Origin of the sequence: Plantactinospora sp. WMMB334, assembly GCF_049179095.1 — a bacterium.
GTDB lineage: Bacteria > Actinomycetota > Actinomycetes > Mycobacteriales > Micromonosporaceae > Plantactinospora.
In genome coordinates this window covers 2,248,793-2,260,933 of record NZ_JBMHME010000002.1, presented here as the reverse complement: position 1 = coordinate 2,260,933, position 12,141 = coordinate 2,248,793, and the positions used below count along the sequence as shown (strand labels likewise).

9 protein-coding genes are annotated in these 12,141 nt (G+C 73.9%); 2 read left to right on the top strand and 7 right to left on the bottom strand.

Annotated elements, in window-relative coordinates:
- The first annotated feature begins 69 nt into the window (after positions 1 to 69).
- Together ACN27G_RS09595 and ACN27G_RS09590 are read left to right on the top strand one after the other, a co-directional pair.
- Positions 70 to 1,515 carry an amidohydrolase family protein gene (locus ACN27G_RS09595; RefSeq protein ID WP_421492424.1) on the top strand — a complete coding sequence of 482 codons (1,446 nt, stop codon included), beginning with the start codon at positions 70 to 72 and terminating at the stop codon, positions 1,513 to 1,515.
- A 148-nt stretch (positions 1,516 to 1,663) separates the two neighbouring features.
- Positions 1,664 to 3,241 (top strand): Na+/H+ antiporter, encoded by a 1,578-nt coding sequence (locus tag ACN27G_RS09590; protein ID WP_421492423.1) that lies wholly within the window; start codon positions 1,664 to 1,666, stop codon positions 3,239 to 3,241.
- A gap of 64 nt (positions 3,242 to 3,305) precedes the next feature.
- On the opposite strand, the gene ACN27G_RS09585 is transcribed toward ACN27G_RS09590, so the two are convergent.
- The 7 genes from ACN27G_RS09585 to ACN27G_RS09555 all read right to left on the bottom strand — a co-directional run bounded on the left by ACN27G_RS09585 (position 3,306) and on the right by ACN27G_RS09555 (position 11,869).
- The gene (locus tag ACN27G_RS09585) at positions 3,306 to 3,938 is read right to left on the bottom strand and encodes a TlpA family protein disulfide reductase (protein ID WP_421492422.1); all 633 of its coding nucleotides are present in this window, start codon (positions 3,936 to 3,938) and stop codon (positions 3,306 to 3,308) included.
- Positions 3,935 to 4,426 carry a hypothetical protein gene (locus ACN27G_RS09580; RefSeq protein ID WP_421492421.1) on the bottom strand — a complete coding sequence of 164 codons (492 nt, stop codon included), beginning with the start codon at positions 4,424 to 4,426 and terminating at the stop codon, positions 3,935 to 3,937. The genes ACN27G_RS09585 and ACN27G_RS09580 overlap by 4 nt, the downstream gene beginning before the upstream one ends.
- Positions 4,405 to 6,453 (bottom strand): M6 family metalloprotease domain-containing protein, encoded by a 2,049-nt coding sequence (locus ACN27G_RS09575; RefSeq protein ID WP_421492420.1) that lies wholly within the window; start codon positions 6,451 to 6,453, stop codon positions 4,405 to 4,407. Before ACN27G_RS09575 ends, ACN27G_RS09580 begins: the two co-directional genes overlap by 22 nt.
- Before the next feature lie 117 nt (positions 6,454 to 6,570).
- A complete protein-coding gene (locus ACN27G_RS09570) occupies positions 6,571 to 7,575 on the bottom strand; it encodes a proline racemase family protein (RefSeq protein WP_421492419.1) in 1,005 nt (334 codons plus the stop codon).
- Positions 7,568 to 8,464, bottom strand: a complete 897-nt coding sequence (locus ACN27G_RS09565; protein ID WP_421492418.1) for a dihydrodipicolinate synthase family protein — start codon at positions 8,462 to 8,464, stop codon at positions 7,568 to 7,570. Before ACN27G_RS09565 ends, ACN27G_RS09570 begins: the two co-directional genes overlap by 8 nt.
- A complete protein-coding gene (locus ACN27G_RS09560; RefSeq protein WP_421492417.1) occupies positions 8,461 to 10,371 on the bottom strand; it encodes a 2Fe-2S iron-sulfur cluster-binding protein in 1,911 nt (636 codons plus the stop codon). Before ACN27G_RS09560 ends, ACN27G_RS09565 begins: the two co-directional genes overlap by 4 nt.
- A 295-nt stretch (positions 10,372 to 10,666) precedes the next feature.
- Positions 10,667 to 11,869, bottom strand: coding sequence for an NAD(P)/FAD-dependent oxidoreductase (locus ACN27G_RS09555; protein ID WP_421492416.1), 1,203 nt, complete (start codon positions 11,867 to 11,869; stop codon positions 10,667 to 10,669).
- Between the last annotated feature and the right edge of the window lie 272 nt (positions 11,870 to 12,141).

Genomic DNA, 12,141 nt, shown 5'->3' with positions numbered 1-12,141 from the left:
GCGCCACCAATTCGCGCCCGCTATACGGACGATCGTCCGCGTAGATCACTCCGCCGATAGGAGTTGACGATGGCTACGAACGAAACCGACCGTCCGGTGCTGCTGCGCAACGGTCTGGTGCTCACCATGGACGACGCGCACACCGTGCTGACCGGCGGCGACGTACTCGTCGTCGGGGACCGTATCGCGGAGGTGGGCGTCGGGCTGACCGCCCCGGACGGGGCCCTGGAGATCGACGCCAGCGACGGCATCGTCATGCCAGGCATGATCGACACCCACCGGCACATGTGGCAGACCGCCATGCGCGGCTACGGCGCCGACTGGACCCTGACCCAGTACTTCGTCTGGTACTACCTCGAGTCCGGGAAGCTCTTCCGGCCCGAGGACATCTACGCCGGCAACCTGCTCGCCGCCATCGAGGCGATCGACGCCGGGGTCACCACCACCGTCGACTGGTCGCACGGGCTGCAGACCCCGCAGCACGCCGACGCCGCCGTCGACGCCCTGGAGGCGGTCCCCGGCCGCTTCGTCCTCGCCTACGGCAACATCCAGCAGGGCCCGTGGGAGTGGGCGACCAGCCCCGACTTCCGCGACTTCGTGCAGCGGCGGCTCGCCGGCCGGGGCGACATGCTCGGCTTCCAGATGGCCTTCGACGTCACCGGCGACCCCGCCTTCCCGGAACGGGCCGCCTTCGAGGTGGCGCGCGAGCTGGGCGTGCCGGTCACCACCCACGCCGGGGTCTGGGGCGCCACCAACGACGACGGCATCCGGCTGATGCACGAGAACGGCTTCATGACCCCGGGCACCGTCTACGTGCACGCGGCCACGCTGACCCGGGACTCGTACAACCGGATCGCCGCCACCGGCGGCTCGGTCTCGGTCTCCACGGAGAGCGAGCAGAGCGCCGGCCAGGGGTACCCGCCCACCTGGCAGCTCCGGCACCACGGCATCCCGGTCTCGCTCTCCATGGACACCAGTGTCTGGTGGAGCGGCGACCTGTTCAGCGCGATGCGCAGCACGCTCGGCGCGGACCGTTCCCGCGAACACCTGGAGGCGCACGGCCGGCAGGAGACCATCACGCACTGCCACCTGCGGGCCGAGCAGGTGGTCGAGTGGGCCACCCGGGGCGGCAGCCGCGCCCTCGGCCTGGACGACGTGGTGGGGAGCCTGACCCCGGGCAGGAAGGCGGACGTCGTCCTGATCAAGAACGACGCCTCGCCGGTGATGTTCCCGATCCTGCACCCGTACGGGCACGTGGCGTTCCAGGCGCAGCGCGGCGACGTGCACAGCGTCCTGGTCAACGGCAGGCTGGTCAAGCACGAGCACAGGCTGGTCGGCGTCGACCTGGACGGGGCCCGGCGCGAGGTGGAGCGGACCGTCGAACACCTGCTCGACTCGATGGGCCGGGACGCCTTCGACAAGGGCATGAACCCGGACATCCCAGAGACGAAGGTGTTGGACAACCCCTACACCTACACGGAGTGGGACGCCGGCTCGGCCCAGTGGAAGCGCTGACTCCCGCACGCCCCCGCACCCGACCGATCCGCGCCCAATAGATCCGTTCCGCCACCCGCCGTCGCCGCTGGCCAGGACGATGGGTGTTAGGAAGGGCCCCCGCTACAACAGAAAGCGATAAGAAGGGGCCCTTCCTTCAGGGGGTGACGTGGAAGCGCTGGTGCTGATGGTGGTGCTCGGCGCCACCGTGCTGGTCGGCACCACGCTCGGCGGGCGGTACCGGGTGGCGCCGCCCGTCCTGCTGATCGGCGCGGGCGCGCTGCTGGCGCTCGCGCCGCCGCTCTCGCACGTCGTACTCAAGCCGGACGTGGTGCTGCTGCTCTTCCTGCCGGCGATCCTCTACCGGGAGAGCCTCACCATCAGCCTGCGGGAGATCCGCAGCAACCTTCTCGCCATCTCGCTGCTCGCCGTGGTGCTGGTCGCGGCGACCATGGCAACGGTGTCGCTGACCGCGCAGGCGCTCGGGCTCGATCCGGCCGTGGCCTGGGTGCTCGGGGCGGTCCTCGCCCCGACCGACGCGGCGGCCGTCGCCGGGCTGGCCAAGCGGGCGCCCCGGCGGTTCCTCACCGTCATCCGGGCGGAGAGCCTGATCAACGACGGTACGGCGCTGGTCCTCTTCGCGGTCGCGCTGGACCTGATCGTCCGGCACACCGTGCCCGGACCGGCGCAGCTCGCCGAGCGGTTCGCCATCTCGCTCCTCGGAGGAGTCGCCGCCGGCCTGCTCGTCGGCGGCGCGGTGATCCTGATCCGCCGTCGCCTCGACGACCCGCTCCGGGAGGGTGCGCTCAGCGTCCTCACCCCGTTCAGCGCGTTCCTGCTCGCCGACGAGATCGGCGCCAGCGGCGTACTGGCCGTGGTGGTGGCCGGGCTGATGATCGCGTACGCCAGCCCCAGGGTGATCGGTGCCCGTGCGCGGGTGCTGGCGCTCTCCTTCTGGAATCTGACCACCTTCCTGGTCAACGGCGCGCTCTTCGTGCTGCTCGGCATGCAGATCCCGCGCGCGGTGCGTGGTGTGACGAGCATTTCGCTGGGGCGCGCGGTGACGGTCGCGGTGCTGGTGACCGTCGTGGTGGTGGTGACCCGGATGGCCTGGCTGCACGTCTCGACGGGTTTCCTGCGACTGGTGGACCGCCGCAGGTCGCAACGGGAGCTGCGGGTGGGGTGGCGGATCCGTACGGCCGCCGGCTGGGCCGGTTTCCGGGGCGCGGTGTCGCTGGCGGCGGCGCTCGCGGTACCGCTGACCACCTCCGCCGGCCAGCCGGTACACGAACGCGACCTGATCATCTTCTGCACGGCGACGGTGATCCTGCTGATCATGTTGATCCAGGGCACCACCCTGCCGCTGGTGGTCCGCTGGGCCGGGCTGGTCGGTGACGAGCAGCGGCTCGACGAGGTGCGGACGGCGCGGCTGCGCGCCACCGAGGTCGGGCTGGCGAGGCTGCCGGAGTCGGCCCGGGAGCTGCGCGCCCCGGACGAGATCGCCGAACGGGTCCGCGCCGACTACCAGGACCACCTCGACGCGATCCGGGCCGAGGACGACGACCGTACCGCCCAGCAGGACCGGGAGGCCGAGCGCCGGCTGCGGCTGCGTATCCTCGAACACAAGCGCCGCGAGATCATCAGGCTGCGCAACAGCAACGAGATCGACGACATCGTCCTGCAGGAACTCCAGGCCGCGATGGACATCGAGGAGATCCGGCTGCTCGGCCCGCCCTCGTCCGACTGAGGACCCCGCTACGAGATCCGACTGAGGACCCGCCACGGGAGTTGCCGGGCTGGCCCGGACGGGGTCACGGGGCGAGCACGAGGGTGCGCAGCTCGTCGTCGACGGCGTTGCTGTCGAGCCCGCCGGGCCAGCCCCGCAGCAGCGCACCACCCCTGGCGACCAGGATGACGGCCGGCGGCTCCCGGACCGCGTACGACCGGGCGATGCTCCCGTCGGCGTCCACCAGCACCGGATACTCCACCCGGTGCTGCCGCAGGTACGCCTGGACGCCCTCCCCGTCGTCCTCGCCGGCCACCCCGACGAAGACCACCCGGTCGCGGTAGCGTGCGGCCAGCTCGCTGAAGCCACCCTGCCGGTCGCCGCAGAGATCGCACCAGGAGCTGAAGAAGGTCAGCACCACCGGCCGGTCGGCCCAGAGGTCGGCCAGGGCGAGCGGGCTGCCGTCGGTGAGCGTGCCGGTGACCTTCGGCGCGACCGGGGAGTCGGTCGGCGCGGGCCGGAGCGCGAGGTCGTCCGGCACCGGCCCCGGCAGGACGGCCGCGCCACCGGCCGGCGCCGGGGTCGGCCCGCCCTCCCCGCCGCCGTCGTCTCCGGTGCAGGCGCCGGTGCCCAACCCGGCCAGCCCGACGGCGACCGCGACGGCGACCGCGAGCCCGACGATCCGGAGACGCCCGGCGTGGGCGGTCGGGCCGGTCACGACGGCACCACCGCGACCAGCGCCGGTCCCTCGGTGTCGTTGCGGGTCAGCGCGATCGGCCGGCGGTCGTCCACGATCAGCCGGTACGCGGCCCGCTCGGCCACGGTGACCGGGACGGTGAACTCGCAGTACGTCGGGATGCGCGGCACTTCCAGGTCCTCCTCGAAGGCGCGGACCGACCTGCCGGGCGGCAGGGCACCCTCGGCCAGGACCTCGCCGTCGCCGTCGACCACGCGGTAGGCCGACCGGTTGTGGAAGTAGGTGTAGGGCCCGGTGCCGGCGCACTCGACGCCCTCGGGCCGGATGTTGATGTCCCGGACCAGCACCCGCACCGTCATCGCGGAGCGCGGCTCCTCGTCACCGCCACACCCGGCGGGCGCGCCGAGCAGCAGCAGCGACAGTGCCAGGGGCAGCGCCCGGGGCACGGCGTGCGGCACGCCGTGCCCCGGGTTCGCCACCGGCCGCGTCAGGACTTCTCGACGCGGCACTGCTTCGTCACGGTCTTCGTGGGGTCGCTCTCCGACGTCGCGGTGAGCTTGACGATGCCGGTCTGGGTCGCCGACGGGGTCGCCCCGACCGAGACCCGGACCGTGCTGGACCTGCCGAAGCCGGCCGTGGCCAGCGCGTTCGGCAGCTCCACCCGCCAGCCCTTGCCGCCCACCGAGGCGGAGAGCCCGTACACGTCCGACTTGAGGTACGGCGTCGCGTTCTCCGGGTGCGCCTGACCGCCGGCCGAGTACGCCCCGGTGTTGGTCAGGGTGAACGAGCAGGTCACGCCCCGCTTGGTCGACCGGCCCGCGGTGGTCACCTCACCCTTGGACATCGCCACGCCGTGACTGCTCGGCCCGGCCCCGTCCAGGGACCGCACCGCCACCGTGTACGACAGCACCCCGTCACCGTCCCGCTTCAGGTCGAGGACGTAGAAGTGCAGCCGGTTGGCCTCGTCGACGTACTCGTACTCGCTGCCCGACCGGGTGCCGGCGTGGAAGAGCGCGTCGGAGAGCTGCCGGTAGTCACCCATGGTGATCTTCTGCGGGGTGCCGTTCGGCTGGTAGAAGTCGACCATGTCGATGTCCTGCGGGTTGGCGTCGATCACCCAGACGAAGGGCGCGCTGTCGGCGTTCTTCGTCTTCGACAGCAGCACGCCGCTGTCCGGGGTGAACGAGTCCGCACCCATCCGGTCCACGACCTCGACCGTGTAGTTGTTGAAGTTGCCGCCGTCGCAGAGCGGCTCGGTGCTGGTGTTACAGGCCGGCGAGCGGTCCCGGTTCATCGCGATGTTGAGCCCGGTGAGGCCCTTCGGACCGGCGTCCACCGCCCGGGCGGTCACCGTCGCGACCACCATGCCGGAGGTGGCCAGCGCCTCCCGGTTCAGCCGCAGCAGGTGCTCCTCGCCGAGCAGACCGATCTTTATCTTGTCCCGGACGCTGTGCAGCGAGCCCATCGAGCCGCCGTTGACCGGCGGGATCTGCCAGCGGGTGTGCGGCCCGCCCGGCCCGTTGAACGAGCCGCGCGACATCATGCCCCAGATGCCGGTGTACGACCGGCGCAGCGGCACGCCGTACGGGTTGTTGTAGTTGTCGCCGATGCTGAGCAGGTGGCTCAGCTCGTGCGCGTACACGCCCATGCCGGAGCTCTCCGCCTGGGTCGAGGAGCCGCCACCGGCGTTCGGCCAGATCGTCGACGCCGCCTTCCAGGAGGTCCACTCGACATACCGGGTACGGGCGTGGTTCGGCAGGTTCGGGTCCGGCGGGCCCCAGGCGTCCGGCACGTCCTCCCTGGTCTGGAACATCATCTGGCCGAACTCCTGCCAGGTGGAGGACTCGTCCTGGCCGGCGGAGAGGATGAAGACCAGCTCGTACGAGTCGGCCACCTCGTCGCCGACCGCCGCCCGCCAGGCGCCCAGCCCGTCGGTGCGGATGTTGCGGGCACACTGCTCGCCACTGGGGCAGGCACCCGGGTTGAAGCCGTTGTCGATGCCGTACTGGTAGGACTTGTTCGGCATCTCGTACGGGCCGAAGCCGGTCAGGTCCACCCCGTACCGTCCGCCCGAGTCCTGCATCCAGTACTCGTGCAGGGTGTGCCCCCGGTTGAGCTCGTTGGGGGTGTTGAGGAAGTCGGTGTAGAAGCCGGCGACCTGGTCCCGGGGGATGTTCGCGGCCGTCGACTGGGGGTTGCCGAAGACCGTCGAGCGGGGCCGCTGGGTGACCACGAACGGCTGGTCCGGATAGTCGAGGGTGACCAGGGCGATGTCGAAGTTGCGGACCGATCCGGCAACCGCCGGGTCGGCCCAGTTGGTGTTCGGCGGTGTGACGTAGTCGTCCCAGGTCATCCCGTCCGGGTTCTCCCAGGCCTGCGGGTCGAGCACGTCGAACGGGCCGGTGCCACCGGCCGGGTTCCCGGGCGCCGCGGCGGCCGGCGTCGTCCCGCCGGCAGCGCCGGCGACAAGCGTGGCCACGAGGCCGGCGGCCAACGCCGACCGCCACGCCACGCGCCTGGTGGAGAGTAGCTGCATCCAGTCACCTCTCGTTCCGATCGGAGCGTAAGGAAGGGCCCCTTCTTATCGCTTTCTGTTGTAGCGGGGGCCCTTCCTAACACCTCCGGCGTGAGCATCCATGATCATGCCGGAGGGTCAGATGTGGAAGCCCTCGGGAAACGGGTCCTCCGGGTCGAGCAGATACTGCGCGGTGCCGGTGATCCACGCCCGGCCGGTCACCGTCGGCAGCACCGCCGGCAGGTCACCGACCAGAGTGGTCCCGACCAGCCGGCCGGTGAACCTCGTCCCGATCACCGACTCGTTGACGAACGGCGTGTCGAGCCCGAGCAGGCCACGCGCGTGCCGCTGCGCCATCCGGGCCGACGTACCGGTGCCGCAGGGCGACCGGTCCACCCAGCCGGGATGGATCACCACCGCGTTGCGGGCGTCGGCGCCGCCGGCACCGGCCTGCACCACCTGCACGTGCCGGCAGTCGTCGATGCCGGGGATCGTCGGATGCCGGGGCGGCGCCTGCGCGTTGACCGCGTCCATGATCCGCAACCCGCGCCGGATCAGCTCGGGCACCGCCGCCGGCTCGACCGGCAGCCCCAGCTCGGCGGCGTCCACGATGGCGTAGAAGTTGCCGCCGAACGCCATGTCGTAGCGGATCGTGCCGACCTCCCCGCCCACCTCCAGCTTGCGGTCGGCGGCGAGCAGGAACGACGGTACGTTCCGCAGCGTCACCCCGGCCGCCCGGCCGTCCCGGACCGCCACGTCCACACTCACCAGCCCGGCCGGGGTGTCCAGCCGGATGGTGGTGACCGGCTCGACGACCGGCACCATCCCGGTCTCGACCAGCACCGTGGCCACCCCGATCGTCCCGTGGCCACACATCGGCAGGCAGCCGGAGACCTCGATGAAGAGCACCCCGACGTCGGCGTCCGGCCGGGTCGGCGGCTGCAGGATCGCCCCCGACATCGCCCCGTGGCCGCGCGGCTCGCACATCAGCAGCCGGCGCAGGCCGTCGCGGTCGCGCGCGAAGAGCCGGCGACGCTCCAGCATCGTCTCGCCGGGCAGCACCCCGACGCCGCCGGTGACCACCCGGGTCGGCATCCCCTCGGTGTGCGAGTCGACGGCGTGCAGCACCAGCCGGCTACGCATCGACGTCGGCCTTCAGCGCCCGCTCCATCTCCCGGGTCACCCGCATCCGGGCCGGCTCCGCCAGTGCGCCGCGCGGCGGGCGGCACGGGCCGCCGTACCGGCCGGCCAGCTCCATGGCGAGCTTGATGGCCTGGACGAACTCCGGCCCGGAGTCCCAGCCGAAGATCGGGTGCAGCTCGGTGTAGAGCGGCAGCGCCGCCGCCAGGTCGCCGGCCCGGCAGAGCTCGTAGAGGCGTACGGAGAGCCGGGGCAGCGCGTTCGGGAAGCCGGCGATCCAGCCGGTGGCCCCGCAGATCACCAACTCCAGGAGTACGTCGTCGGCGCCGGCCAGGACGTCGAGGTGCGGCACGAGGTCGCGGATCCGGTGCAGCCGGCGGACGTCCCCGCTGAACTCCTTCACCGCCACCACACCGTCGGTCTCGGCCACCGCCGCCAGCAGCTCCGGGGTGAGGTCCACCCGGGTGTCGAAGGGATTGTTGTACGCCACCACCGGCAGCCCGACCGAGGCCACCTCCCGGTAGTGGGCCAGCACGTCGACGTCACGGGCCCGGTAGGCGTTCGGCGGCAGGGCGAGTACGGCGTCCGCACCGGCGGCCCGCGCCTGCTCGGCCCAGTGCCGGGACTGCCGGCTGCCGTACCCGCCGACCCCCGGGACCACCGAGAAGCCGGGCGGGGCCGCCTGCACGGTGGCCCGCACCACGTCGACCCGCTCGGCGTCGGAGAGGGTCTGGTACTCCCCCAGCGAGCCGCACGGGGTGACCCCGTGGCAGCCCTCGTCGGCCAGCCACCGGACGTGCTCCTGGAGCCGGTCCAGGTCGACGGAGAGGTCGTCACGGAAGGGCGTGGGGATGGCGACCACGACGCCCTGCCAGGGCTTGCGAGCTGTCACAGTGGTGGTCCTTCCTCGGCGACGGCGCCCAGCGGCACCGGCAGCGCGATCTGACGCGTGGCGAAGTCCTCGAGCGGCTGGTCCCGGCCGCAGGCGGCGCCGAGCAGCACCGCGGCGGCCCGGCCGCAGATGCGGCCCTGGCAGAGCCCCATCCCGACCCGGGTGACGAGTTTCAGCGCCCGGATGTCGTCGAGGCCGTACGCGGTCACGTCGGCCCGGAGCCGGCCGGCGGTGACCTCCTCGCAGCGGCAGAGCACGGTCTCCGGGCGCAGCCATCCCGGCCAGCCCTCCGGCTCCCGGTCCGGCACCCGGTGCACCCGGTGCGTCGCGGCGGCGAACCGGCGCTGCCGGGCGGCCCGGCGCAGCACCGGCGCGGCGGCCCGGGTCAGCTCGGTGTCGGTGAGCAGCCCCAGCCGGTGCGCGGCGGCGAGCCCGGCCAGGTGCCCCTCGGCGGCGGCCAGCGCCGCACCGCCCACCCCGGTCGCCTCCCCGGCCACCAGCACCCCCGGTACGCCGCTGCGGCCCAGCTCGTCCACGGTGACCACCAGGCTCCCGTCGGCCGGGTCGGTACGGGTGGCACAGCCGAGCGCGACAGCCAGCTCGACCGACGGGGTGAAGCCGTGCCCGACACAGACCGCGTCCACGGTGACGCTGCGGGTCACCGGGCCGGCCCGCCAGCCTGCGTCGACCCGGCGCACGGTGGCGGCGAGATCCGCACCGTCCTGGCGTACCTCGGTGACCGCCTGGCCGCGCCAGAGCGGCACCCGGTGCCGGCGCAGCGCGACGAGAAGCCGGGCCGCCTCGGCGAGCCTGCCCGGCGCCGCGGCGACCGCCACCGGATGCCGGACCCAGCGCCGCAGCGGAGCCGCCTCGACGACCCCGGCGACCCGGGCACCGGCCGCCGCCAGTCCGGCCGCGACGACGAGCAGGAACGGGCCGGTGCCGGCCACCAGCACGCGCCGGCCCACCAGCACGCCCTGCCCCTTGGCGAGCGCCTGCGCGCCCCCGGCGGTGACCACTCCGGGCAGGTCCCAGCCGGGGAAGGGCACGACCCGGTCGTACCCGCCGGGGGCCAGCACCACGGCGGGCGCCGCCAGGGTGGTCGGGCCGGCCGGGCCGAGCAGCCGCAGGATGACCTCGCCGGCCGCGCCGGCCCCGGTCGCTTCGGCCGACCAGACCTGCTGGCCGGGGTGGATGGTGATCCGGGGGTTCCGGGTCGCCCTGCGCAGCAGGTCGATCCGGTCGGCGGAAGTCGCCGGCCGGCCATGGTCCGTGGCGCGACCGCCGCGACCACCGACGACAGGGAGCGGCCGGGCAGCGGCCACGGTGGACTGGCGGAGGTACTGGCCGCCGGGCCGCCGGCCGAGGTCGACGACGACGACCTCGGCGCCGGCCTCCGCCGCCGCTACCGCGGCGGCGAGCCCGGCAGGACCGGCACCCACGACGGCCAGGCGCACGCTTCCGCCGGCTGCGGCGCGGCTCCCGGCGACGGCCCGGCCGTCGACAACGGCCCGGATTCCAGCGACGGCGCGGCCGTCAACAACGGCCCGGCTCCCGGCCACGGCGCCGCTGCGCTCCCGGGTTGGCCGCCCGGCCGAGCCCTCCTCTCGGGCCGCGGACCCCTCGTCGGTCCCGGTCACACCTGTGGGGCGCCGGCCGGCCCCCGCCACCGTTGCCGGATGCCGGCCGGTGTCGACGACGTCACCGGGCTCGGCCGGGCGCAGGCAGGCCCGCACGCCCGGTACGCCGTTGCACACGACGACGCAGTCGAAGCAGACGCCGATGCCGCAGAAGACGCCGCGCGGCCGACCGGCGAACCTGGTCCGCCGCAGCGTCCGGCAACCGCTGGCCAGCAGTGCCGCCGCCAGCGTCTGACCGGCGCGCGCGGAGACGGGTTCACCGTCCACCGTCAGGGAGAAGGTGGCCGGTCCGCTGACGCCCTCCCGGCCGGCACCGGAGGTGGACGACGCGTGCCCGACGTCGGCCTCAGGCGGCGCGTGCCCGGCACCGGCCTCAGGCGACGCGTGCCCGGCACCGGCCTCAGGCGACGCATGCCCGGCACCGGCCTCAGGCGACGCATGCCCGGCACCGGCCTCAGGCAGCGCATGCCCGGCACCGGCCTCAGGCGACGCGTGCCCGGCACCGGCCTCAGGCAGCGCATGCCCGGCACCGGCCTCAGGCGACGCATGCCCGGCACCGGCCTCAGGCGACGGCACGGTCGTCCTCCATCGTGGAGCGGAACCGTGCCGGGTCGAACGGACCCAGTGGCAGGTCGGGCGTCTCGCCCAGCACGACCTGGGCGACCAGGTGCCCGGTGGCCGCCGCCAGGCCGATGCCGGCCCCCTCGTGCCCGTGCGCGTGCACCAGGCCCGGCGCGCGCGGGTCGGCGCCGATCACCGGCAGGTGGTCCGGGGAGAACGGCCGGAAGCCGTGGTAGACCCGCATCGCCCGGACCGCCGTCAGCGCCGGAAAGAGGCGTACGGCACCGTGCGCCAGCCGGCGTACCGCCTCGGCGTGGTACCGCCGGTCGAAGTCGACCAGTTCCCGGGTGGCACCGATCAGGATGGTGCCGGCCGGGGTCCCCTCGACGACCGTCGAGGTCTGCAACCCGGCGTCCCCGCTGGCGACGTTCGCCAGGTAGTCCGCCGAGTAGACCTTGTGCCGGACCAGCGACGGGACGACCGGCTCGGTGACCAGGACGAAGCCCCGGCGCGGCGCGACCGGCACAGCCGCGCCGGCCAGCCCGGCGAGCCGGCCGGCCCAGGCCCCGGCCGCGTTCACCACGCCTGCGGCGGACACCGGACCGGCGTCGGTCCGCACCCCCACCACCCGGCCGGCCCCGTCCCGGCGCACGCCGGTGACCTCGGTACGCAGCCGGACCTCGGCACCGTGTTCCCGGGCGGCGGCCAGCAGCGCGACCGTGGCCTTCGCCGGCATGAGCTGCATGTCCTGCGGATAGAAGAGACCGCCGGCCAACTCCGGGGCGATCGCCGGCTCGCGCTCGCGCACCCCGGCCGGGTCCAGCGTCTCGACCAGCACGCCCGCCGCCGCCTGCGCCTCGGCGGTGGCCCGGAGCCCCGCCCGCGCCGCTCCGGCATCGGCGGTCCGCCCCACGCCGGCGACCACCAGCCCGCCCTTGGCCTCCAGCTCGATGTCGCCGTACCGGTCGCCGAGTTCGGCCGCCCAGCGCCGCCAGAGCTCGTTGCTCAGCAGCGCCAGGTCGAGCTCCGGGCCGGGCAGCTTGTCCGAGACCAGCAGGTTCCCCTCGCCGGAACCGGTGGCTCCGCCGAGCAGGCCGGCCCGTTCCCGCACGGCCACGGCCAACCCCCGCCGCGCACAGGCGTAGGCGCAGGCCGCACCGACGATGCCGGCGCCGACCACCACCACGTCGAAGCTGCCCGTCATGCCGTCCTCTCCGCCGGCCCGTCCGCCCTGCCGGTCCCGTCTCCTCACCGCCGGCCCGACCGGGACAGGTCGCAAGCACGGTACGAAGGCCGGCGTTTGCGGGTCTTCGGACAAGTGCAGGAAGCCCGCCGGGCTGATCAGGACTTCTGTCGGGGACTCGCGCCGCACGGGCCGGGCCTCTTGCGTACCGGCCGGTGCCGTCAGAGGGTAAGGACCGGCGGCAGCGATGCCGACGGCTCCGTGCCGCGGGGCGGTCGGAGCCTGGCCGCCGG